This is a genomic window from Pseudomonas sp. zfem002, assembly GCF_032621685.1.
GTDB lineage: Bacteria > Pseudomonadota > Gammaproteobacteria > Pseudomonadales > Pseudomonadaceae > Aquipseudomonas > Aquipseudomonas japonica.
Genome location: NZ_JAVYJH010000016.1, coordinates 35,289 through 57,792, shown reverse-complemented (window position 1 = coordinate 57,792; position 22,504 = coordinate 35,289). Strand labels below are relative to the sequence as shown.

The following is a 22,504-nucleotide window of genomic DNA, read 5'->3' as shown; positions in this document are numbered from 1 at the left end:
CCTGCGAAAGGACCGCGCAGCGGTCCCGGATTTGCTCAGCCAACAAGATCTTGGGACCGCTGCGCGGTCCTTTCGCAGGCGAGCCAGCTCCTACACAGAAAGGGCGGGGTGTCATCTTCCGAGATAGACCTCGATCACCCGATCGTCCGCCTGCACCTGCTCCAGCGAACCCTCGGCCAGCACGCTGCCCTGGTGCAGCACAGTGACATGGTCGGCAATGCTGCCGACGAAACCCATGTCGTGCTCCACCACCATCAGCGAATGCTTGCCGGCCAGGCCCTTGAACAGCTCGGCGGTGAACTCGGTCTCGGCATCGGTCATGCCCGCCACCGGCTCGTCGAGCAGCAGCAACTGCGGGTCCTGCATCAGCAGCATGCCGATTTCCAGGAACTGCTTCTGGCCGTGGGACAACAACCCCGCCGGGCGCTGGCGCGAGGCCTCCAGGCGAATGGTCGCCAGCACCTCGTCGATACGCTCGCGCTGCTCGCCGCTCAGGCGTGCGCCGAGGCAGGCCCACACCGACTTGTCGGTCTTCTGCGCCAGCTCCAGGTTTTCGAACACGGTCAGCGCCTCGAACACCGTGGGCTTCTGGAACTTGCGGCCGATCCCGGCCTGGGCGATCTGCACTTCGCTCATGCGGGTCAGGTCGAGGGTATCGCCGAACCAGGCCTTGCCGCTGGTGGGGCGGGTCTTGCCGGTGATGACGTCCATCATGGTGGTCTTGCCGGCGCCGTTGGGGCCGATGATGCAGCGCAGTTCGCCGACGCCGATGTACAGGTTCAGTGCGCTAAGGGCCTTGAAACCGTCGAAGCTGACGTTGATGTCCTCCAGGGTCAGCACCGTGCCGTGGCGCGCGTCGAGACCGCTGCCGACCACCTGGCCAAGACCGATGGCATCGCGGCCGCTGCCGGCATCGAGAATGGGTTCGAGCATGAACTCGGGATGGATCGACGGCAGTCTCATTGTTCGCCCCTTTTCTTCAGCAGACCGACCACGCCCTTGGGCAGGTACAGGGTGACGAGGATGAACAGCGCCCCGAGGAAGAACAGCCAGAACTCCGGAAACGCCACGGTGAACCAGCTCTTCATGCCGTTGACCAGGCCGGCGCCGAGCAGCGGGCCGATCAGCGTGCCGCGCCCGCCGAGGGCGACCCACACGGCGGCCTCGATGGAGTTGGTCGGCGACATCTCGCTGGGGTTGATGATGCCTACCTGCGGCACGTACAGCGCCCCGGCCAGGCCGCAGAGCACGGCGCTCAGGACCCAGACGAAGAGCTTGAAGCCGCGCGGGTCGTAGCCGCAGAACATCAGGCGGTTCTCCGCGTCGCGCAGGGCGGTGAGCACCCGGCCGAACTTGCTCCGCGCCAGGCGCCAGCCGAGGTACAGGCTGCCGACCAGCAGCGCCACGGTGAGCAGGAACAGCACCGCGCGGGTGCCCTGGGCGGTGATGTCGAAGCCGAGCAGGGTGCGGAAGTTGGTGAAGCCGTTGTTGCCGCCGAAGCCGGTCTCGTTGCGGAAGAACAGGAGCATGCCGGCGAAGGTCAGGGCCTGGGTCATGATCGAGAAGTACACGCCCTTGATCCGCGAGCGGAAGGCGAAGTAGCCGAACACCAGGGCCAGCAGCCCCGGGGCCAGCACCACCAGGCACAGGGCCCAGGCGAAATGCTGGGTGCCGGCCCAGTACCAGGGCAGTTCGCTCCACGACAGGAAGCTCATGAACGCCGGCAGGCCGTCACCGGCGGCTTCGCGCATCAGGTACATGCCCATGGCGTAGCCGCCGAGGGCGAAGAACAGCCCGTGGCCCAGCGACAGCAGCCCGGCATAACCCCAGACCAGGTCGAGGGCCAGGGCGACGATGGCGTAGCAGAGGATCTTGCCGACCAGCGTCAGGGTGTAGGCCGAGACCTGCAGGGCATGGCCGTCCGGCAGCAGCGACAGCAGCGGCAGGGCGATCAGCAGGGCGAGGACGACGGCGCCGATGGCCAGGGACAGGCGCGGTCCGGCTTTTTGCGTGGCGGTGACAAGCAGTGGCTGGTTCATCAGTCGATTACCCGTCCCTTGAGGGCGAACAGGCCTTGCGGACGCTTCTGGATGAACAGAATGATCAGCGCAAGGATGAGGATCTTGCCGAGCACCGCACCGATCTGCGGTTCCAGCAGCTTGTTGGCGATGCCCAGGCCGAACGCGGCCCACAGGCTGCCGGCGAGCTGGCCGACGCCGCCGAGCACCACCACCAGGAAGGAGTCGATGATGTAGCTCTGGCCGAGGTCGGGGCCGACGTTGCCGATCTGGCTCAGGGCCACGCCGCCGAGGCCGGCGATGCCCGAGCCGAGGCCGAAGGCGAGCATGTCCACACGCCCGGTGGGCACGCCGCAGCAGGCGGCCATGTTGCGGTTCTGGGTGACCGCGCGGACGTTGAGGCCGAGGCGCGTGCGATTGAGCAGCAGCCAGGTGAGCAGGACCACGCACAGGGCGAAGCCGATGATCACGATGCGGCTCCACGGCAGCACCAGGTTCGGCAGCACCTGGATGCCGCCGGACAGCCAGGCCGGGTTGGCCACTTCGACGTTCTGCGCGCCGAACAGCAGGCGGATGGCCTGGATCAGGATCAGGCTGATGCCCCAGGTCGCCAGCAGGGTTTCCAGGGGGCGGCCGTACAGGTGGCGGATCACCGTGCGCTCCAGGATCATGCCGACCCCGGCGCTGACGGCGAAGGCCAGCGGCAGGGCGATCAGCGGATAGAACTCGATGGCGCCGGGGGCGTAGCGCTGCACCAGGACCTGGACCATGTAGGTGGTGTAGGCCCCGAGCATGAGCATCTCGCCGTGGGCCATGTTGATCACCCCGAGCAGGCCGAAGGTGATCGCCAGGCCGAGGGCCGCCAGGAGCAGGATCGAGCCGAGGGACAGGCCGCTGAAGGCCTGGCCGAGCAGTTCGCCGACCAGCAGCTTGCGCTTGACCTGGGCCAGGCTGGTTTCCGCCGCGGTGCGCACGCCGGCGTCGCTTTCCACTGTCGGGTCGAGCAGGGCTTCGAGGCGGGTGCGGGCCATGGGGTCGCCGGTTTCGCCGAGCAGGCGCACGGCGGCCAGGCGCACCGCCGGATCGCTGGCGGCCAGTTGCAGGTTGGCCAGGGCCAGGCCGAGGGCGGCGTGGACGGCGTCGTCGGTTTCCTGGGCGTACTGGCGGTCGAGGAAGGCGACCTGGGCCGGTTGCGCGCTCTTCTGCAGTTGCTGCGCGGCCTGCAGGCGCAGGCCGGCATCGGTGCCGAGCAGTTGATGGCTGGCGAGGGCGTTGTCCACCAGCCCGCGCAGACGGTTGTTCAGGCGCAGCTTGCGGCTGTCGTCGGGAAGGCGGCCTTGCTGCAGTGCGCTGAGCAGGGCCAGCCGGGCAGGGTCGGGTTGCGCCGCCCAGTCCTGGAGCAGGCGGGCCTGTTCGCTGGGCTGGGCGCTGGCGAAGTATTCGGCTTCGCTGGCGTGTGCGGCCAGGGGCAGCAGCAGGCACAGGCAGAGCAGGAGGTGGTAGAGGGCCTTGGGCATGGTGCGGGGGTCCCTTCGAGTAGTTGGAGTCATTGGGGACTGCTTCGCAGTCCTTCGCGGGCAAGCCACGCTCCTACAGTGGACGCGCGGTCATCCGGGGTACGCGGTCATTCGCGACGCGGTCATCCGGGGTACGCGGTCATTCGCGACGCGCGGTCATCCGGGGGCACGATTTTCCGTAGGAGCGTGGCTTGCCCGCGAAGGACCGCAACGCGGTCCCCGACGGTCTTGAATCAGTTGCCCTTCACCGCATAGTCCGGCCGCTTGTCGTTGCCCGGAATGAACGGACTCCACGGCTGTGCCCGCAGCGGCTGCTCGGTCTGCCAGACCACGCTGAACTGCCCGTCGTCCTGGATCTCGCCGATCATCACCGGCTTGTGCAGGTGGTGGTTGCTCTTGTCCATGGTCAGGGTGAAGCCCGACGGTGCCTTGAAGCTCTGCCCGCCGAGGGCTTCGCGGACCTTGTCGACATCGGTGCTGCCGGCTTTCTCCACCGCCTGCGCCCACATGTGGATACCGACGTAGGTGGCCTCCATCGGATCGTTGGTCACCGCCTTGTCCGCCCCCGGCAGGTTCTTCGCCTTGGCATAGGCCTTCCAGTCACTGACGAACTGGCTGTTGACCGGGTTCTCCACCGACTCGAAGTAGTTCCACGCGGCCAGGTGTCCCACCAGCGGCTTGGTGTCGATGCCGCGCAGTTCTTCCTCGCCCACCGAGAAGGCCACCACCGGCACGTCGGTGGCTTTCAGGCCCTGGTTGGCCAGTTCCTTGTAGAACGGTACGTTGGAGTCGCCGTTGACCGTGGAGATGACCGCAGTCTTGCCGCCGGCGGCGAACTTCTTGATGTTGGCGACGATGGTCTGGTAATCGCTGTGGCCGAACGGGGTGTAGACCTCTTCGATGTCCTTGTCGGCCACGCCCTTGGAATGCAGGAAGGCGCGCAGGATCTTGTTGGTGGTGCGCGGGTAGACGTAGTCGGTGCCGAGGAGGAAATAGCGCTTGGCCGCACCGCCGTCCTCGCTCATCAGGTATTCCACCGCCGGAATCGCCTGCTGGTTCGGCGCCGCGCCGGTGTAGAAGACGTTCGGCGACATCTCTTCACCCTCGTACTGCACCGGGTAGAACAGCAGCCCGTTGAGTTCCTCGAACACCGGCAGCACCGACTTGCGCGATACCGAGGTCCAGCAGCCGAAGACCACCGCGACCTTGTCCTGGGTCAGCAACTGGCGGCTCTTCTCGGCGAACAGCGGCCAGTTCGAGGCCGGGTCCACCACCACCGGCTCCAGCAGCTTGCCGTTGACCCCCCCCTTGGCGTTGATCTGCTCGATGGTCATCAGCGCCATGTCCTTGAGCGAAGTTTCCGAGATCGCCATGGTGCCCGACAGGGAATGCAGGATGCCGACCTTGATGGTCTCGGCGGCCTGGATGGTCCAGCTCAGGCCCATCGCGGCGATGGATGCGCTGAGGGTGAAGGCCTTGATCAGACTGCGACGCTTCATGGGTGCTCTCTCCGTTGAGTTGTATTTGGCGGTAAGGCAAATGGCGACTACGCAGAGGGAGATAGCAAGGGCTGTGCCTAATTGTGTACAGGCTCTGGCACAAGGGTTTCAGCGGATTGTGAGCGATGCATGCACCGCCCTGGAGCCCAGGACGGTGGCACGGTGCAGGCCGTTGCGCGCTGATGGTGCGCAACGGCCTGTGGGGCGGGGAATCAACCGCGCGAAGGGTCGATCTGACGACGTGGCTGACGGCGGCTGCGCACGAACTGGTAGGTCACGCTGAGGATCACGAACCAGATCGGGGTCACGATCAGGGCCTGGCGGGTGTCGGCCTCGAAGCTCAGCAGCACCAGGATGCCGGCGAAGAACACCAGGCATGCCCAGCACATGAAACGGCCACCGGGCATCTTGTATTTCGAGGCCTGGTGCAGGGCGCTGCGCTGCTTGCGGTAGGTCAGCCAGGACAGCAGGATCAGCGACCAGACGAACATGAACAGGATCGCCGAGACGGTGGTGACCAGGGTGAAGGCCTCCACCAGGTCAGGGATCACGTACATCAGCGCCGCGCCGAGGAGCAGGCAGGTGCAGGAGAAGTACAGGCCGTTGGCCGGAACGTCACGGCCGGACAGCTTCTCGAAGGCCTTGGGCGCATCGCCTTCCTGGGCCAGGCCGAAGAGCATGCGGCTGGTGGAGAACACGCCGCTGTTGGCCGAGGAGGCGGCCGAGGTCAGCACCACGAAGTTGATCACCGCCGCCGCCGCGGGCAGGCCGGCGAGGATGAACAGCTCGACGAACGGGCTCTTGCCCGGCACCACGTCACGCCAGGGGGTGACCGCCATGATGGCGATCAGGGCGAACACGTAGAACATGATGATGCGCAGCGGGATCGAGTTGATCGCCCGTGGCAGGGTGCGCTCCGGGTCCTTGGCTTCGGCGGCGGTGGTGCCCACCAGCTCGATGCCGACGAAGGCGAACACGGCGATCTGGAAGCCGGCGAAGAAGCCCATCAGGCCGTGGGGGAACATGCCCTCGTCATTCCACAGGTTGCTCAGGCTGGCGGTGCTGCCGGCCGGCGACTGGAAGCCGCTGAGCACCATGTACAGGCCGGTGCCGATAAGGCCGAGGATGGCGACGATCTTGATCATGGCGAACCAGAACTCGATCTCGCCGAACAGTTTCACGGTGATCAGGTTCAGCGACAGCAGCACGCCGACGCACATCAGCGCCGGTATCCACTGCGGCAGGTCGGGGAACCAGAACTGCGAGTAGGCGGCGATCGCAATCACGTCGGCGATGCCGGTGATGATCCAGCAGAACCAGTAGGTCCAGCCGGTGAAGTAGCCGGCCCAGGGGCCGAGCAGGTCGGCGGAGAAGTCGATGAAGGATTTGTAGTTGAGGTTCGACAGCAGCAGCTCGCCCATCGCCCGCATGACGAAGAACAGCATGAAGCCGATGATCATGTAGACGAAGATGATCGACGGGCCGGCGAGGCTGATGGTCTTGCCCGAGCCCATGAACAGCCCGGTACCGATGGCCCCGCCGATGGCGATCAGCTGGATGTGGCGGTTGGTCAGGTTGCGTTGCAGGTGATGCTCCTGCGCGTCCTTGGTGATGTCTTGAGTCATTGCATGCATTCCATAAATTGCAGTCTTCTTGTGCGTGAAGCGGCGGCTAGGCTACCACGCAAACCCGCGGGCCAGACGCGACAAGATGACTCGACTTTAGGGTAATGCTGTCTGGATTATCAGGAATTTCCCTGGTGTTGCTTGCGTAGGAGCTGGCTTGCCTGCGAAAGGACCGTGCAACGGTCCCCAAATGGCGCAACCTGCAAGATTTCGGGACCGCTCTGCGGTCCTTTCGCAGGCAAGCCAGCTCCTACAGGAAGAGGAATGGGGTCAGGCCCGCGCCACCAGCATCCGCCGGCCGAACACCCGGTCCAGCAGCCACACCACCAGCATCGACACGCCTACCAGCGGAAAGGCCACGCCAAGCACCAGCATCACCACCGTCGCGGTCTTCCAGCGCGGCAGGTCGTGGCGCAGTGGCGGCACGCCGAGGCCGCCCTCGGGACGGCGTTTCCACCACATCACCAGGCCGCTCACCGAACCGAGCAGGACCATCAGGCAGATCAGCAGGATCAGCAACTGGTTGACCACGCCGAACATCTTGCCTTCATGCAGCATCACCCCCAGTTCCGTGGCCCTGGCCACCGTGCTGTAGTCCTGCCAGCGCACATCCACCAGGACCTTGCCGGTGTACTGGTCGACATGCAGGGTGGCGTCGTTGCGCGGGTCATCGGCGAACACGGCGATGGTGAACACGCCACTGCCGGTCTTCGGCAAGGTGATGCTGTAGCCGGGCTCGACGCCGCGCTCGCCGGCGATGTCCTCGACCCGCTGCAGGCTGACCTCCGGCGCCGCCGGGCCGCTGTCCACGGCCTGGTGGCCCTGGTGCTCGGCATGCGCGCCGGCGGATTCCGGCAGGGGGGTGTTTTCCACCGCCCAGGGCACGGTCTGCCGCGCCGCGCTGTTCAGGGTGCGGGCCTCCTGGTCCGAGGTGGGGACGTCGTTCCACATGGCCGCGGGAAAGCGGTTCCACAGGTCGGCGTACTGCTTGCCCCAGAACCCGGTCCAGGTCATGCCGCTGAGCAGCATCAGCAGCAGGACCAGCGCTCCCCAGAAGCCACTGACCGCATGCAGGTCGCGCCACAGCAGCCGCCCGCGAGCGTTCATGCGCGGCCAGAACACTCCGGCCAGACGCCCGCCGCGCGGCCACCAGAGGTACAGGCCGGAGACCACCAGGACGATGCCCCAGCCGGCCGCCAGTTCCACCACGCGGTCGCCGACGCTGCCGACCATCAGCTCGCCGTGCAGCGCACGGGCCACGGCCTGCAGGTTGCTCTTGGCATCCTGCGCGCCGAGCACCTGGCCGCTGTAGGGATCGACGAACACGTTCAGTTCCTGCCCGTCACGCTTGACCACGAACTGCGCGCTGCGGTCGTTGGCGACGGCGGGCAGGTACTGGGTGATGGTGCCGCCCGGATAGGCCGTCTGCACCTGCTGCAGCAGGTGATCGGCCGGATGCCGGTGATGACCCGCCTCGACCACCATCAGCGAACGGTACATCAGTGGGTCCAGCTGCGGCTTGAACAGGTAGATGATCCCGGTGACCGCCAGCAGGATCATCACCGGGGCGACGAACAGCCCGGCGTAGAAATGCCAGCGCCAGGCCAGGTTGTAGAAGGAAAACGATGGCTTGCTCATGCAACGCTCCCGAATGAGGGGCGCGGCCTGTGACCGCGCCCGGGCTGGATCAGAAACTCAGGTCGACCTTGGTCCAGAAGGTCCGTCCCGGCTCGTTTACCGTTTCCGTGCCGGAGTAACCGAAGCCGGCGTTGCCCGCCAGGTTCAGGTGCTCGGCGTAGGCCTTGTCGAACAGGTTGTCGACGCCGACGCTGAGCTTGAGGCTCTTGCTTACACGGTAGGCGCCGTTGAGCGAGAACACACCGAAGCCGCCGGACTTGTCGAAGTCCTTGCCGACGATGTTGCCGTAGTTTTCCGACACCCGGTTCTGTGCCGAAACCAGACGCCACAGGGCACCGGCGCTCCAGTCGCTTTCGCTGTAGGTCAGGCCGAGGCGGCTCTCCAGTGGCGGCATCTGCGGCAGGGCCGAGCCATCGCTGCTGTTCTTGCCCCAGGCGTAGGCGAGGGTAGCGTCGGCTTTCCAGTTGGAGGTCAGCTGGTAGGCCACGCCCATCTCGCCGCCCATGATCCGCGCGTCGACGTTGTCGGCGCGGGAGACGTTCGCCCCGGCGCGGTAGTCGTAGAGAATGTAGTCGCGGACCTGGCCGATGTAGCCGGAGGCCCAGGCTTCCAGGGTCTCGGTCTTGTACTGGATGCCGAAGTCAAGCTGGGTGGTCTTCTCCGGCTTGATCGAATCGAAGGCGTTGACCGAGCCCAGCGGGCCGTAGGTCGGCGAGAACAGCTCCCAGTAGTCCGGGAAGCGCTGGGCGTGACCCAGGCCGACATAGGTGGTGGCCGGGATCTCGACCAGGTCGTGCTCGTAGCGCAGAAAGCCGCTGGGCAGGGTATCGGCGCGGGTGTCGCCGCGGGTGGGGTTGGGCCGCGACATCATTCCCGAACCGGTCCTCTGGCGGAAATCCTTCGCCGAGGCGCGATCCAGGCGCGCCCCGCTGATCAGGCGATCCTGGCTGTCCAGCTCCCAGGTCAGCTCGCCGAACACACCGTAGTTGTGGAAATCGGCGTCCTTGGTCCAGGGCTGGTTGCCGTAGGTGTTGACGCCCATGCCCATGCGCTGGCGGTGTTCGTTGCTCTGCGCATCGAGGCCGCTGACCAGGGTCACGTCTTCCCAGCGCCAGGTGCCCTTGATCCGCGCCCCCAGGGTCCGGCGATCGACGTTGCTGGCCATCGGGCCGGCCATCATCCCGGTGCCGGACGGCGTGCGCAGGCTGTAGTTGTCCATCACATGGTCGGCGTAGTTGTAGTAGACCTGCGCCTCGATCTTGTCGAAGACCTCGCCGATGTTGGACTTCTCGAAGCGCAGGCCGAGGCTTTCGCGCTTGAACTGCGAACCGTCCATGCCGCGCCCGGCATAGCGGGCCTCGCCATCGCCGCGCCCGGCGGTGAGTTCCAGCAGGGTGTCGCTGTCCGGGGTCCAGCCGACGGCGACGTCGCCGTTCCACTTGTCCCACTTCGACGGCACGGTATCGCCGTGGCCGTCTTCGTAGTCATCCGAGCGCGACTGGTTGCCGACGAAGCGCACATAGCCCTCGCGGCCACCGGCGGCGGCATCCAGCAGCTTGTCGAAGCGGCCGTTGGAGCCGGCCAGCAGGCTGGCATTGACGCGGGTGCCGAGCTCGCCGAATTTCTCCGGCTCGCGCTCGAAGAGGATGGTCCCGGCGGAGGCGCCCGGGCCCCACTGCACGGTCTGCGGGCCCTTGATCACGGTGAGGCGATCGTAGGTTTCCGGCGAGATGTAGGAGGTCGGTGCGTCCATGCGGTTCGGACAGGCACCGAGCATCACCCCGCCGTTGGTGAGGATGTTCAGGCGCGAGCCGAACATGCCGCGCAGCACCGGGTCGCCGTTGGTGCCGCCGGAGCGGATCGCCGAGAAGCCGGGGATGGTCTTCAGGTAGTCGGCGCCGTCGCTGGCCGGCACCGGCTGGCGCGGGTCCTTGGGGTTGGTGACGATGGTCAGCGGCGAGCTCGGGGCCACCGCGGTGATCACCGTGGGGCTGAGTTCCGCCAGGTCGTGGTCATGGCCTTCGTGGCCGGTTTCCGCAGCCAGGGCGAGCGGGGTGAGCAGGCTGCCGCAGAGCAGGGCGATGGTCCCGCGCAGGGACAAGCGATAGACAGGGGTGGAGCTGGACATAGGTTTTCCAACATCGATCGGTCATGAAGGTGCGCGCGATCACAGCACCCGCCCTACAGGGCAGGCCGTTCGCGAAGCACGTTGATTCAGGAATTCAGGCGATCGAAGTGGAAGGGGGCGCGCGACTGCGGGCACCGGGGAAGAAGGCCGGGCGCGGCGGGCCCTGGCGAGGATGGGCGATGAACTGGCGGCTGGCCGGCGTGGCTTCGCTGGTGAGCAGGCTGAGCGGTTGCGGCAGGGCCGGGCAGTGGAAGAACAGGCTGCAATAGCCGCATTTTTCCCACATCACATGCTGCGCAGCATCGCCGCCATGGTGGCTGTCACCGTGATGGTCGCCGTCCATGCTCATGTCCATGCCCATCGGCATGGACGCCATGTGCTCCATCGGCATCGACTGGGATACCAGCGGACCGATGAAGATCATCAGCATGGCGAACAGGCTCAGCCAGCCAGCGCGTCTGCTCCTGTTGTCAGGACGCGGTGGCCGGTGCCATGGGGTACGGGCGAAGCTCATTGCGAGCGGTGTTCAGCGATCAGTGCTGGTGGGCGCTGGTCCCTTCCGGCGGCTGCTTCTGCACCGCGACGTCCACGGTGACGTCGCCGGCCTTCTCGAAATGCAGTGTCAGCGGGAAGCGCTTGCCATCGGCAAGCAGGTTGCGGTCCTTGGGCTGCATGATCATCACGTGGTAGGCGCTGGGGCTGAAGACCACCTGGCCACCGGCGGGAACGGCCACGTTCGGCACCTGTTGCATGCGCATCACGTCACCCTTCATCACATGCTCGTGCAGCTCGGCGCGGTCGCTGATCGGTGTGTCGACGCTGAGCAGGCGGTCGGCCTCCTTGCCCTTGTTGTCGATGACGAAGTATGCGGCGACGTTCGGCGCGTTCGGCGGCAAGGCCAGCGACCAGGGGTGGGCGATATGCAGTTCGCCGACGTTGTATTCGTGGGCGCTGGCGAAACTGGCGGGCAGCAGCAGGGCGGCCAGCAGCATGACGTTCTTGAACATGAAGGATCTCCGGTCGATTCAGATTGTGCGCGGTAAGAGCGTAGGTGAATCAGACCGAAGGTGAGGCGCGTGGATTGAGCGAAGGCCAGAGTTGCCGCGGGCCGGGCCGGGACGGTGGCTGCACGACGGGCACGGCGGCCAGCGCCGGGCTCGGCAGGAACAGGCGCGGCATGTGGCCGGGCAGGGCCAGTGGCGACGGGTTGCCGGAGCAGCACCAGCAATGCTGCATGGCCGGGTGCTCGTCGCTCTGCTGGCTGTCATCCAGCGCGCCGAGGGAGATGGCGACCAGCTTGGTACCGCCGGTGGAGCAGAACGCCCCCCACAGCAGTTGATCGGCGGGCGCCTTGGCGGCGCTGGCGGACATCGGCATCGCCAGCAGATTGAACAGCACTGCGAAGCAGGCGATCCACGCATAGGCGAGCCGGTTGGAGGACATGGGGAGATCCGTGGGGATTCGAATGATGGCTATTTAGCCAGAAGCGGCGGGAGATGTAAAAAATGGCGGTGCGATGAAGTGCCGCAGGCCTTGTGTTGCTCTTGCGGGCCTCATCGCAGGCAACGCCCGCTCCCACAGGGTCTTGTGCTGTCCTCGATATTGAAGGCAGTCGGAACCTTGTGGGCGCTGGCGAAGCCTGCGATGAGGCCCTTGAAATTCAGGATTTGGTCCGGCCGAGCATCCCTCTCACAGCCTCCTGCAGGTCCGCCGGCAACACCACCATCTTGGCATTGTCGCTACCCGCCAGGTTCTCCATGGCATTGATGTAGCGCTCGCCGAGCAGGTACATGGCCGGCGTCACATCGGTGCCCACCGCGTTCTTCACCAGGGTGATCGCCTGGGCCGATGCCTCGGCCAGGTTGACCTGCGCCGCCGCGTCCAGCTTGGCCGACTCCTGGCGGGCCTGGGCTTCGAGGATCGCCGCCTGCTTGGCGCCCTCGGCGCGGGTCACGTCGGCTTTTCGCTCACGCTCGGCGGCGGCCTGGCGCTCCATCGCCGCCTGCATGTTCGGCGACGGCTTGATGTCCTGGATCTCCACCGAGCGCACGGTGATGCCCCAGTCCTCGGTCTGTTCCGACATCGCCTCGCGCAGCCTGGCCTTGATCTGCTCGCGGCTGGACAGCGCTTCGTCGAGGTCCATGGCGCCGACGATGGCGCGCAGCGCGGTCATGGTCAGGCTGGTCACCGCGTAGGTGTAGTTCTCCACGCCATACGAGGCTTTCTGCGGATCGACCACCTTGGCGAAGCACAGGGCGTTGGCGACGATCACCGCGTTGTCGCGGGTGATGATTTCCTGCTGCTGCACGTCGAGGATGATGTCCTTGGTCGGCAGGCGGTAGGCCACGACGTCCATGTACGGGATGAGGATGTTCAGGCCGGGTTTGAGGGTGGTGTGGTAGCGCCCCAGGCGCTCGACGATCCATTCCTCGCCCTGGGGCACGATACGCACGCCCTTGAACACCGTGACGAGGACGAACAGGGCGATGGTTGCGGTAATGATCAGACTGGTCATGACAGTTCCTTTGTTGAGGTTCCTGAAGCGGTTGGTCAGGCCCTGGCGACCCGCACCGTGTTGCCCTCGACCGCGAGGATGCGGACCCGCTCGCCGGAGGCGATGTCGCCATTGGCGATGCAGATCCACTCTTCGTTGCCGAGGACCGGTTTCTGGAAGCGCACGCGGCCTTTCTGGAACTCCGAGACCGGCGCGACCAGCAGGCCGACTTCACCGATCACTTCGTCCGCGGTCCAGCGATTGTCGGCCTTGCGCGGCTTGAACACCTTGAACCAGAGGGCCACGGTCAGCGACGACAGCAGCACCCAGATGATCAGCTCGCTGGCCAGGCTCAGCCCCGGCCACAGCCCGGCGATCACCCCGACCGCCACGGCACCGATGCCGAACCAGATGATGAAGAACGTGGGCAGCACCAGCTCCAGCAGGATCAGGGCGAAGCCCAGTACCAGCCAGATCCACCATTGCAGTTCCATAGTCGCAGCCTTGCGTGGAGGGGAAACAAGGCATTGGAAACGCTTGCCCGGGTATTGGCAATACCCGAGCGGATTACAAGGCGTTTCGCTGGTCCAGCGCGGCGAGCAGGGCGGCCGGGTCGGCGAAGTGCCGGTCGACCTCGGGCAGGGCCGGGCGGGCGAGAACCAGCACCGGAATGCCGCGCTCGCGGGCCACTTGCAGCTTGGGTTCGGTGGCGCCGCTGCCGCTGTTCTTGCTGATCAGCACGTCGATCTGGCGCCGGGCGAACAGCGCCCGTTCGTCGTCGAGGAGGAACGGCCCGCGGGCACCGATCACTTCGCAGCGCTCGTTGCCGGGGCAGGCGTCGAGGGCGCGCAGGGTCCAGAACTGCTCCGGCGGGATTTCGTCGAGATGTTGCAGCGGCTCGCGGCCGAGGGTGAACAGCGGGCGGCGGAAGGGGCGCAGGGCGTCGATCAGTTCGCCCCAGTCGCGCACCTCGCGCCAGTCGTCGCCGGGCTGCGCGTGCCAGGCGGGGCGGCGCAGGGCCCAGCAGGTGACGCCGGCGAGGGTGGCGGCGCGGGCGGCGTTGGCGCTGATCTGCGCGGCGTAGGGATGGGTCGCGTCGATCAGCAGGTCGATGCCCTCGGCGCGCAGGAAATCGGCCAGGCCCTCGGCGCCGCCAAAGCCGCCGACCCGCACCTGGCAGGCCAGGTCGTCCGGCACCCGGCCGATCCCGGCCAGGCTGTAGACGTGTTCGGGGCCGAGCTGACGGGCGATGCGCAGGGCTTCGGCGACGCCGCCGAGGAGGAGGATTCGCCGGCTCATTGCACACCCGCCTGGCCGACGATGCCGCCCTGGCGGTCGATGGCGAAGACTTCTACCTGAACCTGGGCGGGCACCACGCTGCGGGCAAAGGCCAGGGCATGGCTGCAGACCGCATCGCCCAGCGGCACCCCGGCGGCATGGGCCAGGGCCAGGGCCTGCTGGCTGGTGTTGGCGCCGATGATCGCCGCCTGCAGTGTCGCGTCGGCCCCCACCGCCGCGGCCCATTGCGCCAGCTGTGGCAGGTCGATGCTGGAGTGGCGGCTGTGCAGGTCCATGTGCCCGGCGGCCAGCTTGCTGATCTTGCCGAAGCCGCCGCACAGGCTCAGGCGCGCCACCGGCACCTTGCGCAGGTGCTTGAGCACGGCGCCGACGAAGTCGCCCATCTCGATCAGGGCGATTTCCGGCAACTGGTAGACCCGGCGCATGGTGTCTTCGCTGGCGTTGCCGGTGCACGCGGCGATGTGTTCGTAGCCATTGGTCTTGGCCACGTCGATGCCCTGGTGGATCGAGGCGATATAGGCCGAGCAGGAAAACGGCCGGACGATGCCGCTGGTGCCGAGGATCGACAGGCCGCCGAGAATGCCCAGGCGCGGATTCATGGTCTTCAGCGCCAGGCTCTCGCCGTCGCGCACGTTCACCGTGACCTCGAAACCGCCGCCATAGCCACAGCCTGCGGCGAGCTGCTGCAGGTGTTCGCTGATCATGCGCCGTGGCACCGGGTTGATCGCCGGCTCGCCAACCGCCAGCACCAGGCCGGGGCGGGTCACGGTGCCGACGCCTGCGCCGGCGACGAAACGCACGCCCGGCTCGTCCAGCAAGCGCACCCGACTGTAGAGCAGGGCACCATGGGTCACGTCGGGGTCGTCGCCGGCGTCCTTGAGGGTGCCGGCCTCGGCGCCCTGTTCGTGCAGCCGGCAGAATTCCAGGCGCATCTGCACCTGCTTGCCCTTGGGCAGGGTGATCTGCACGGCGTCGTCGTGTTGCCCGGTCAGCAGCAGGCGTGCGGCGGCGAGGCTGGTGGCGGTGGCGCAGCTGCCGGTGGTCAGGCCGCTGCGCAGCGGGGCCGGTTGTTCGGCGCTTTCCTCACGCACCCTTGACGGCTTCCAGCAGGGTGATCGGCAGGGCCTGGCGCCAGGTGTCGAACGCCCCCAGCGGCTGGGCCTGGGCGACATGGATGCGGGTCAGTTCGCCGCCGTGGCGTTCGCGCCAGTCCATCAGGCGCACTTCACTCTGCAGGGTCACCGCATTGGCCACCAGGCGTCCGCCCGGGCGCAGCTGCTCCCAGCAATGCTCCAGCACGCCGGGGACGGTGACGCCGCCACCGATGAAGATCGCGTCCGGTCGTTCCAGCCCGCGCAGGGCGTCCGGCGCCCGTCCGCGCACCAGTTGCAGGCCGGGTACACCAAGGGCATCGCGGTTGAGCTCGATCAGTTGCTGACGCCCCTCGTCGGCCTCGATCGCCAGCGCCCGGCACGCCGGATGAGCGCGCATCCACTCGATGCCGATGGAGCCGCTGCCGGCGCCGACGTCCCAGAGCAGTTCGCCCGGCTGCGGCGCGAGGCGGGCGAGGGTGATGGCGCGGACATCGCGCTTGGTGATCTGCCCGTCATGGCGGAAGGCGCTGTCCGGCAGTCCGGCCAGCGGCGACAGGCGCGGCGCGCCCGGGTCGGCCAGGCACTCGATGGCGAGCAGGTTGAGGTCGGCGATGGCCTCGCCGCTCCAGGTCTCGGCGTGGCCCTGGACATGGCGCTCCGCCGGACCGCCCAGATGCTCCAGCACATGCAGGCGGCTGGGACCGAAGCCGCGCTCGCGCAGCAGCGCGGCGATCGCCGTCGGGCTGCTGCCGTCATTGCACAGCACCAGCAGGCGCTGGCCGCTGTACAGGTGGGCGTTCAACTGCGCCAGCGGGCGCGCCACCACGGAAACGATCGTCACGTCCTGCAGCGGCCAGCCGAGGCGGGCGGCGGCGAGGGCGCAGGACGATGGCGCGGAGATCACTGCCAGCTCGCTGGCCGGCAGCTGTCGCGCCAGGCTGGCGCCGACGCCGTAGAACATCGGGTCGCCGCTGGCCAGCACGCACACCGGCTCGCCGCGCAAAGCCAGGACCGGGGCCAGGGAGAACGGGCTGGGCCAGGCCAGGCGCTCGGCCTTCAGGCAATGCGGCAGCAGTTCGAGCTGGCGCGGGCTGCCGAACACCCTGGCGGCGCCCAGCAAGGCGCGACGGGCCTGTTTGCCAAGGCCGCCGAAGCCGTCTTCGCCAATTCCAACCAGGGTCAACCAGGGCGCCATGCCGTTCCTCTTTTCCGGGGTAATCCGACCGGCAGGCTTGGCCCGCCGCCGGGCAAAGCAGGCATAATACCGCGCCTTCCCGACCACCAGCGCCTTTTGACGATTGACGGGTGACCCCTTGAACCAGTCCCGCCCCGCTCCAGCCATTCGCCCCTCGGCCTGCCCGGGGCTGTGGCGCATCGTCCAGGCCGTGGATGGCGGTATCTCGCGGATCAAGCTCGACGCCGGTCATCTCGAAGCCGACCAGGCCGAAGCGCTGGCCGCCGCCGCCGAGCGTTTCGCCGGCGGGGTGATCGAGGTCACCAACCGCAGCAACCTGCAGATTCGTGGCGTCGGTGACGATCATTCGGGGCTGGTCGCGCACTTGCTGAGCGCCGGCCTCGGCCCGCGGGAAGCGGCGGGCGACGATGTGCGCAACCTGATGCTCAGTCCGGCCGCCGGCTTCGATCCGGCCATGCTCTTCGACACCCGGGCGCTGGGCGCGCGGATTCTCGACCTGCTGCAGAGCACCCCGCGTTTCCACGAACTCTCGGCCAAGTTCGCCGTGCAGCTGGACGGCGGCGAAGACCTGGCGATGCTCTGGCACCCCCACGATCTCTGGCTGTCGCCGCTGCGCCTGGACGACCAGTTGTGGCTGGCCTTCGGCCTGGCCGGCTGCCCCGGTCACGACGCGCCGTTGGGCGCGGTGCCGCTGGAGCAGGGCCTGGCGCTGGTGCGTGCGGTGCTGGAGCGCTTTCTCGATCTGGCCGACAGCGGCCAGTCGCGCATGCGCCAGTTGCTCGCCGAGCACGATCCGCAGACCTTCCTCGCCGGCCTGCCGCTGCCCCTGCGGCGTGACGCCGCGGTCCTCGGCTGGCGCCGCCCTGGACGTGACCTGGCCCGGCACCTGGGTGTCTATCCCCAGTCGCAGGCCGGACGGGTCGCGGTGGGTGCCATGGCGCCCCTGGGCCGCCTGAGTGCGCGGCAATTGCGTGGCATCGCCGTGCTCGCCCGCGAACTGGGGGACGGCAGCCTGCGCATGACCCCCTGGCAGAGCGTGCTGCTGCCCAACGTGGCCACCGCCCAGGCCGAGCGCGTGCTGGCCGGGCTGACCTGCCTCGGTCTGATTGGCGATGCCGCCGCGCCCCTGGCCGGGGTCGTCGCCTGCACCGGCTCCGCCGGCTGCGCCAAGGCCCAGGCCGACACCAAGGCCGACGCCGTGCGCCTGGCCGCCAGCCTGCGCCGCCGTGGTCCGGTGGCGGGTATCCACCTGAGCGGCTGCGCGCGTTCCTGCGCCATGGCCCATACCGCGCCGAGCACCCTGCTGGCGGTCGGTCCCGGGCGCTATGACCTGTATTTTCACGACCCGGCGCAGCCGGGCCCCGGCACTCTCGCCGGGCGCAACCTGACATTGGAAGAAGCGGGCGCCAACCTGGACGTCCGCCACGGAGCAACCTCGATGATTGATTACATCCGCGACGGCCAGGAGATCTATCGCAACTCCTTCGCCATCATCCGCCAGGAGGCCCGCCTGGAGCGGATTCCGGCCGACCTGGAAAAGCTCGCGGTACGGGTGATCCATGCCTGCGGCATGGTCGAGGTGGTGGACAAGCTGCGCTTCTCCGCGGGCGCCGGCAAGGCCGGGCGCGAGGCGCTGGCCGCCGGCGCGCCGATTCTCTGCGATGCGCGGATGGTCGCCGAAGGCATCACCCGCGCGCGCCTGCCGGCCAACAACGAAGTGATCTGCACCCTGCGCGACGACAGCGTCCCGGAACTGGCGAAGGAGTTGGGCAACACCCGCTCGGCCGTGGCCCTGGAGCTGTGGCGGCCGTATCTGGAAGGCAGCGTGGTGGTGATCGGCAATGCCCCGACCGCGCTGTTCTACCTGCTGGAGATGATCGACGCCGGCGCGCCGAAACCGGCACTGATCCTCGGCTTCCCGGTGGGCTTCGTCGGCGCCGCCGAGTCCAAGGCGATGCTCGCGGCGGACAGCCGTGGCGTGCCGTTCGTCATCGTCGAAGGCCGCCTGGGCGGCAGCGCCATGGCCGCCGCGGCGGTCAATGCCCTCGCCACGGAGGTGGAATGATGCAGGCTCGCGGACGTTTGCTCGGCCTGGGCGTCGGCCCCGGCGATCCCGAACTGATCACCGTCAAGGCCTTGCGCCTGCTGCGTGAAGCGCCGGTGGTGGGCTACTTCGTCGCCAAGGGCAAGCGCGGCAACGCCTTCGGCATCATCGAGCAGCACCTGCAGAGCGAGCAGATCCTCCTGCCCCTGGTCTACCCGGTGACCACCGAGGCCCTGCCGGCGCCGCTGTCCTACGAACAGGTGATCAGCGACTTCTACGATGAAGCCAGCCTGACGGTCGCCGCGCACCTGGATGCCGGCCGCGATGTGGCGGTGATCTGCGAGGGCGATCCGTTCTTCTATGGCTCCTACATGTACCTGCACGACCGCCTCGCCGAGCGTTACGACGCCGAGGTGATTCCCGGCGTGTGCTCGATGCTCGGCGGTGCCTCTGTGCTCGGTGCGCCGCTGGTGTACCGCAACCAGAGCCTGTCGGTGCTGTCCGGCGTGTTGCCGCACGAAGAGCTGAAGCGCCGCCTGGCCGATGCCGATGCGGCGGTGATCATGAAGCTCGGGCGCAATTTCCCCAAGGTCCGCCAGGTGCTCGCCGAACTGGGCCTGGACGGGCGCGCGCTGTATGTCGAACGGGCGACCATGGCCAACCAGAAGATCGTCGCGCTGGATGAGGTCGACCCGCAGTCGTCGCCGTACTTCTCGCTGATCATCGTTCCCGGCGAAAGGTGGCAAGGCTGATGACCCGACGCGCTCCCGCCATTGTCGTGCTCGGCAAGGGCAGCCTGGACACCGCCCGGAAGATCCAGCGCTTCTATCCCGATGCCCTGATCCACGGCCTTGCCGGCCGGGTCGAGGACGTCGACCGCAGCTATGCGGAGTTCGGTGCCATGCTGCGCCAGCTCTATCAGCAGGACACGCCGATCATCGCCTTGTGTGCCGCCGGCATCGTCATTCGCAGCCTGGCCAGCGTGTTGCTGGAGAAGGGCGCCGAGCCGCCGGTGCTGGCGGTGGCCGAGGATGGCAGCGCGGTGGTACCGCTGCTCGGCGGCCTGGGCGGGGTGAATGTCATGGCCCGGGAAATCGCTGCCGGGCTGGGCGTCGCCGCGGCGATCACCACCAGCGGCGAACTGCGTTTCGGCACCTGCCTGCTCAATCCACCGAGCGGCTATGCCCTGGCCGACCTGGAGCTGGGCAAGCGCTTCGTCTCCGACCTGTTGGCCGGGGAAAGCGTGCGTGTAGACGGGGCCGCGCCATGGCTGGACGAGGCGCGTCTTCCACAGCGTGACGATGCGCGCCTGACCATTCGCGTCGGCTGCGCCGAGCGCGAGGCGGCGGCCAACGAGCTGCTGATCCATCCGCGTTGCGTGCTGGTGGCGGTGTCCGCCGGCGTGCCGGCCCTGGCCGAGGCGGTGCGCGCGGCGCTGCATCAGGCGCGGATCGCCGAAGCCTCCCTGGCCTGCCTGCTCGCCAGCGAGGAAGAGATGGCTGATCCCGCGCTGCATGCCGCCGCCGCCGAACTGCGCGTACCGCTGCGCTTCGCCATGGCCCGAGGCTCGGTCAGCGAGCTGGCTGCTCACGCGCTGCCGCAATTGCTGGCACCGCAGGTAGTAGGCGAGGGCCTGGCAATCGCCGTCGCCGCCGAACCGATCGATCCGTGCACCGTCGGTCGTGCCCGCGGCCGCGTCGCGGTGATCGGCCTCGGCCCGGGTGCCGCCGAGCTGATGGCCCCGGCGGTCAAGGCCGAGCTGGCTCGGGCCAACGATGTGCTGGGCTACGAAACCTATGTGCGCATGGCCGGCCCCTTCCGCGCCGACCAGGTGCTGCACTGCACCGACAATCGCGAGGAACTGCAGCGTGCCCGGCATGCGTTCGAGCTGGCGGCGCAGGGGCGTTCGGTGATCGTGGTGTCGTCTGGCGATCCCGGGGTGTTCGCCATGGCCGCGGCGGTGCTGGAGGCACTGGAGGCTTCCAGCGATCCGGCCTGGCATCGGGTCGAGCTGGAAATGCTCCCGGGCATCTCCGCCTCGCTGGCCACCGCGGCCCAGGCCGGCGCGCCGCTGGGTCACGATTTCTGCGTGATCTCGCTGTCGGACAACCTCAAGCCCTGGTCGATCATCGAGAAGCGCCTCGACCTGGCGGCCCAGGCCGACCTGGCCCTGGCGTTCTACAACCCGATTTCCCGCGCGCGGCCCTGGCAACTGGGCCAGGCCCTGGACATCCTGCGCCGCCATCGCGCCGCCGCGACGCCGGTGGTCCTCGGCCGCGATATCGCCCGGCCGGGGCAGTCGCTGCGGGTGGTGACCCTGGGTGAACTGCGCCCGGAGATGGTCGACATGCGCACCATGGTCTTGGTCGGCTCCTCGACGACCCGTACCTTCCCGCGCCCCGACGGCGGCGAATGGGTCTACACCCCGCGCTGGTATCCACAGCCGGAGTGAATGCTGAGGGGAAAGGTTTCGTTCCTGACCCCCTGGCGCTTGCAACGTACCTTTGGGCTCCCTCCACCAGGAGGGAACAGCCAAGAAAAGGACTTTGCAATGACCTCTGACAACGACCAATCCCTGAGTATCAGCTCCGCCGCAGTGGTGGAAAGCTCGCTGATGGCCTTCGGTGCCGGCATGTCCGCGCAGAACCGCCAGGATGCGAAGAACGCGGTGTTGTTCGCCACCCTGGCCGCCAATCGCCAGTTCGATCAACTTATCCACAGCGAGGAGTGGTTCGGCCTCTTCCTCAGCGTCATGCGGACCTGTGGCTGGACCACGGTCCATCGCACCCACGAAAAGGAAGTCGCCAGCGGACAATCCCTGACGGTTTCCAACGTGGTGGTCGAGGCGGTGAAGGTGGCTGCCTCTGGCCTGATCCAGGGCAATCCGGTGGGCCAGGTATTCAGCTCCCTGGCCGAACAGGCGATTCAGGGCGTGAGCAAGGACGACAAGGCGCTCACCCTGTTCAAGCGCAATCTCAAGCAGCGTTCCAATGTCGTGGTCGGCCTGGCCTCCTGCATCGAGACGGCGCAGGGCGAGGTGGTCATGGCCCTCGGTGCGATCCAGCGCTCGGTACGCGATGAAGACCTCGACGTGCTGGTATTCGACTGGCATAGCGCAAGCACCACATCCTACAAGGGCAGCGCGGCACTTTCCTTCAACAACCAGCTGTACGACGGCTTGCGCGCCGCGGTGGAGAAGAAGCTGGGCGACAAGGCACTCACTCAGATCCTGGATTACGAAATCTGACGGGCGTTCGGGTCGGCGGCCTGCTGGAGGAAAAGGACATGGATGTCGAAGGCTACACAATGTGGATCAGTGGCGGCAGCCTGGTGCTGGTCGCCCCCCGGGTCGCCGACCTGGAATGTCGCAACGCGCTCGCCTCGCTGCGCCACGCGCAGTCGCTGGCCGATGCCTTGATGGGGCCGCGCTTCGACGGGCACCGGCAATGGTACCGGGCCTATCGCAACGCCCTCGGCCAGGGCGGCTGGCGAGTGACCTACAGCTGCCAGAGCATCGAAAGCGCCGGCTATCGCACCTTGCTCGCGCCGACCCAGCCCTTGTTGCTGTGGCTGGTCAGCCAGCACCCGGAACTGGGGGATGTGCTGGAACTCGGCGTTGATGCGCTGAGTCTCGATGCGCAAGGGCTGCGGCAACTGTCGCAGCATGCCCTGCAGGTGCTGGCAGGGCCCGCCGGTGGTACGCGGATCGTGCTGGAACTGGGGGTCTTGCGCCCCGGTTCGCAGTTGAGCCTGTGCAGTGTCGCCCTGGAAACCAGCCAGGCGCTCGACCCGGACTGGCTGAGGGTTCCGCTGGAAGGCATCCACCTGCGCGGCGATCTTTATTTTCAGAGCCTGACGGCCGAGTCCGCGCCGGAACTGCGGGAAGCCGGCAACGATGGCTTCGCCCGCCTGCGCCTGGTCGCCAACGACCGTCAGACCCTTCATTGAGGCAG

The 22,504-nt window shown here is 67.5% G+C and carries 20 protein-coding genes and 1 pseudogene; 6 read left to right on the top strand and 15 right to left on the bottom strand.

The genetic code is table 11. The features are described from left to right. Window positions 1-111: 111 nt before the first annotated feature. The 15 genes from urtD to cbiE all read right to left on the bottom strand — a co-directional run bounded on the left by urtD (window position 112) and on the right by cbiE (window position 16,507). On the bottom strand, window positions 112-963 hold the full coding sequence (urtD, locus tag RTI28_RS18475) for an urea ABC transporter ATP-binding protein UrtD (protein WP_316921799.1): 852 nt from the start codon (window positions 961-963) through the stop codon (window positions 112-114). Next, on the bottom strand, window positions 960-2,039 hold the full coding sequence (urtC, locus tag RTI28_RS18470) for an urea ABC transporter permease subunit UrtC (protein WP_316921798.1): 1,080 nt from the start codon (window positions 2,037-2,039) through the stop codon (window positions 960-962). Before urtC ends, urtD begins: the two co-directional genes overlap by 4 nt. Further along, complete coding sequence (urtB, locus tag RTI28_RS18465; RefSeq protein ID WP_316921797.1) at window positions 2,039-3,535, bottom strand: urea ABC transporter permease subunit UrtB; 1,497 nt, start codon at window positions 3,533-3,535, stop codon at window positions 2,039-2,041. The genes urtC and urtB overlap by 1 nt, the downstream gene beginning before the upstream one ends. 233 nt (window positions 3,536-3,768) lie before the next feature. Next, the gene (gene urtA, locus RTI28_RS18460; RefSeq protein WP_316921796.1) at window positions 3,769-5,034 is read right to left on the bottom strand and encodes an urea ABC transporter substrate-binding protein; all 1,266 of its coding nucleotides are present in this window, start codon (window positions 5,032-5,034) and stop codon (window positions 3,769-3,771) included. A gap of 212 nt (window positions 5,035-5,246) precedes the next feature. Continuing rightward, window positions 5,247-6,659 carry a D-serine/D-alanine/glycine transporter gene (cycA, locus tag RTI28_RS18455; RefSeq protein ID WP_316921795.1) on the bottom strand — a complete coding sequence of 471 codons (1,413 nt, stop codon included), beginning with the start codon at window positions 6,657-6,659 and terminating at the stop codon, window positions 5,247-5,249. Window positions 6,660-6,929: 270 nt separating this feature from the next. Beyond that, window positions 6,930-8,297, bottom strand: a complete 1,368-nt coding sequence (locus RTI28_RS18450; RefSeq protein WP_316921794.1) for a PepSY domain-containing protein — start codon at window positions 8,295-8,297, stop codon at window positions 6,930-6,932. 49 nt (window positions 8,298-8,346) lie between these two features. Further along, entirely contained in the window at window positions 8,347-10,425 is a 2,079-nt protein-coding gene (locus RTI28_RS18445; RefSeq protein ID WP_316921793.1) for a TonB-dependent copper receptor, read from the bottom strand. A 94-nt stretch (window positions 10,426-10,519) separates the two neighbouring features. After that, window positions 10,520-10,939 carry a DUF2946 domain-containing protein gene (locus tag RTI28_RS18440; RefSeq protein WP_316921792.1) on the bottom strand — a complete coding sequence of 140 codons (420 nt, stop codon included), beginning with the start codon at window positions 10,937-10,939 and terminating at the stop codon, window positions 10,520-10,522. Between the two features lie 19 nt (window positions 10,940-10,958). Beyond that, on the bottom strand, window positions 10,959-11,432 hold the full coding sequence (locus RTI28_RS18435; protein WP_316921791.1) for a copper chaperone PCu(A)C: 474 nt from the start codon (window positions 11,430-11,432) through the stop codon (window positions 10,959-10,961). Between the two features lie 49 nt (window positions 11,433-11,481). Continuing rightward, the gene (locus tag RTI28_RS18430; protein ID WP_316921790.1) at window positions 11,482-11,868 is read right to left on the bottom strand and encodes a DUF2946 domain-containing protein; all 387 of its coding nucleotides are present in this window, start codon (window positions 11,866-11,868) and stop codon (window positions 11,482-11,484) included. Between the two features lie 217 nt (window positions 11,869-12,085). Further along, window positions 12,086-12,940 carry an SPFH domain-containing protein gene (locus tag RTI28_RS18425; protein WP_316921789.1) on the bottom strand — a complete coding sequence of 285 codons (855 nt, stop codon included), beginning with the start codon at window positions 12,938-12,940 and terminating at the stop codon, window positions 12,086-12,088. Window positions 12,941-12,975: 35 nt separating this feature from the next. After that, on the bottom strand, window positions 12,976-13,413 hold the full coding sequence (locus RTI28_RS18420) for an NfeD family protein (RefSeq protein WP_316921788.1): 438 nt from the start codon (window positions 13,411-13,413) through the stop codon (window positions 12,976-12,978). Window positions 13,414-13,486: 73 nt separating this feature from the next. Then, window positions 13,487-14,218 carry a cobalt-precorrin-6A reductase gene (locus RTI28_RS18415; protein WP_316921787.1) on the bottom strand — a complete coding sequence of 244 codons (732 nt, stop codon included), beginning with the start codon at window positions 14,216-14,218 and terminating at the stop codon, window positions 13,487-13,489. Continuing rightward, window positions 14,215-15,309, bottom strand: a complete 1,095-nt coding sequence (locus RTI28_RS18410) for a cobalt-precorrin-5B (C(1))-methyltransferase (RefSeq protein ID WP_316921786.1) — start codon at window positions 15,307-15,309, stop codon at window positions 14,215-14,217. The genes RTI28_RS18415 and RTI28_RS18410 overlap by 4 nt, the downstream gene beginning before the upstream one ends. Continuing rightward, window positions 15,302-16,507: a precorrin-6y C5,15-methyltransferase (decarboxylating) subunit CbiE gene (gene cbiE, locus RTI28_RS18405; protein WP_316921785.1), complete on the bottom strand. Its 1,206-nt coding sequence runs from the start codon at window positions 16,505-16,507 to the stop codon at window positions 15,302-15,304. Before cbiE ends, RTI28_RS18410 begins: the two co-directional genes overlap by 8 nt. A 103-nt stretch (window positions 16,508-16,610) precedes the next feature. Here cbiE and cobG point away from each other — a divergent pair. The 6 genes and pseudogenes from cobG to RTI28_RS18375 all read left to right on the top strand — a co-directional run bounded on the left by cobG (window position 16,611) and on the right by RTI28_RS18375 (window position 22,499). Further along, window positions 16,611-17,953, top strand: a pseudogene (cobG, locus tag RTI28_RS18400) (precorrin-3B synthase). Further along, window positions 17,946-18,572 carry a precorrin-8X methylmutase gene (locus RTI28_RS18395; RefSeq protein ID WP_316921859.1) on the top strand — a complete coding sequence of 209 codons (627 nt, stop codon included), beginning with the start codon at window positions 17,946-17,948 and terminating at the stop codon, window positions 18,570-18,572. Before cobG ends, RTI28_RS18395 begins: the two are co-directional and overlap by 8 nt. Then, the gene (locus RTI28_RS18390) at window positions 18,572-19,303 is read left to right on the top strand and encodes a precorrin-2 C(20)-methyltransferase (protein WP_316921858.1); all 732 of its coding nucleotides are present in this window, start codon (window positions 18,572-18,574) and stop codon (window positions 19,301-19,303) included. Before RTI28_RS18395 ends, RTI28_RS18390 begins: the two co-directional genes overlap by 1 nt. Beyond that, window positions 19,303-21,003, top strand: coding sequence for a precorrin-3B C(17)-methyltransferase (gene cobJ, locus RTI28_RS18385; RefSeq protein ID WP_316921784.1), 1,701 nt, complete (start codon window positions 19,303-19,305; stop codon window positions 21,001-21,003). Before RTI28_RS18390 ends, cobJ begins: the two co-directional genes overlap by 1 nt. Before the next feature lie 99 nt (window positions 21,004-21,102). Next, complete coding sequence (locus RTI28_RS18380) at window positions 21,103-21,798, top strand: hypothetical protein (RefSeq protein WP_316921783.1); 696 nt, start codon at window positions 21,103-21,105, stop codon at window positions 21,796-21,798. Between the two features lie 38 nt (window positions 21,799-21,836). Next, a complete protein-coding gene (locus RTI28_RS18375; RefSeq protein WP_316921782.1) occupies window positions 21,837-22,499 on the top strand; it encodes a hypothetical protein in 663 nt (220 codons plus the stop codon). Window positions 22,500-22,504: the final 5 nt, after the last annotated feature.

Coding starts and splice junctions, on each gene's coding strand:
- urtD (WP_316921799.1), bottom strand. CDS start 963: ATGAGACTGCCGTCGATCCATCCCGAGTTCATGCTCGAACCCATTCTC.
- urtC (WP_316921798.1), bottom strand. CDS start 2,039: ATGAACCAGCCACTGCTTGTCACCGCCACGCAAAAAGCCGGACCGCGC.
- urtB (WP_316921797.1), bottom strand. CDS start 3,535: ATGCCCAAGGCCCTCTACCACCTCCTGCTCTGCCTGTGCCTGCTGCTG.
- urtA (WP_316921796.1), bottom strand. CDS start 5,034: ATGAAGCGTCGCAGTCTGATCAAGGCCTTCACCCTCAGCGCATCCATC.
- cycA (WP_316921795.1), bottom strand. CDS start 6,659: ATGACTCAAGACATCACCAAGGACGCGCAGGAGCATCACCTGCAACGC.
- RTI28_RS18450 (WP_316921794.1), bottom strand. CDS start 8,297: ATGAGCAAGCCATCGTTTTCCTTCTACAACCTGGCCTGGCGCTGGCAT.
- RTI28_RS18445 (WP_316921793.1), bottom strand. CDS start 10,425: ATGTCCAGCTCCACCCCTGTCTATCGCTTGTCCCTGCGCGGGACCATC.
- RTI28_RS18440 (WP_316921792.1), bottom strand. CDS start 10,939: ATGAGCTTCGCCCGTACCCCATGGCACCGGCCACCGCGTCCTGACAAC.
- RTI28_RS18435 (WP_316921791.1), bottom strand. CDS start 11,432: ATGTTCAAGAACGTCATGCTGCTGGCCGCCCTGCTGCTGCCCGCCAGT.
- RTI28_RS18430 (WP_316921790.1), bottom strand. CDS start 11,868: ATGTCCTCCAACCGGCTCGCCTATGCGTGGATCGCCTGCTTCGCAGTG.
- RTI28_RS18425 (WP_316921789.1), bottom strand. CDS start 12,940: ATGACCAGTCTGATCATTACCGCAACCATCGCCCTGTTCGTCCTCGTC.
- RTI28_RS18420 (WP_316921788.1), bottom strand. CDS start 13,413: ATGGAACTGCAATGGTGGATCTGGCTGGTACTGGGCTTCGCCCTGATC.
- RTI28_RS18415 (WP_316921787.1), bottom strand. CDS start 14,218: ATGAGCCGGCGAATCCTCCTCCTCGGCGGCGTCGCCGAAGCCCTGCGC.
- cbiE (WP_316921785.1), bottom strand. CDS start 16,507: ATGGCGCCCTGGTTGACCCTGGTTGGAATTGGCGAAGACGGCTTCGGC.
- RTI28_RS18395 (WP_316921859.1), top strand. CDS start 17,946: ATGATTGATTACATCCGCGACGGCCAGGAGATCTATCGCAACTCCTTC.
- RTI28_RS18390 (WP_316921858.1), top strand. CDS start 18,572: ATGCAGGCTCGCGGACGTTTGCTCGGCCTGGGCGTCGGCCCCGGCGAT.
- cobJ (WP_316921784.1), top strand. CDS start 19,303: ATGACCCGACGCGCTCCCGCCATTGTCGTGCTCGGCAAGGGCAGCCTG.
- RTI28_RS18380 (WP_316921783.1), top strand. CDS start 21,103: ATGACCTCTGACAACGACCAATCCCTGAGTATCAGCTCCGCCGCAGTG.
- RTI28_RS18375 (WP_316921782.1), top strand. CDS start 21,837: ATGGATGTCGAAGGCTACACAATGTGGATCAGTGGCGGCAGCCTGGTG.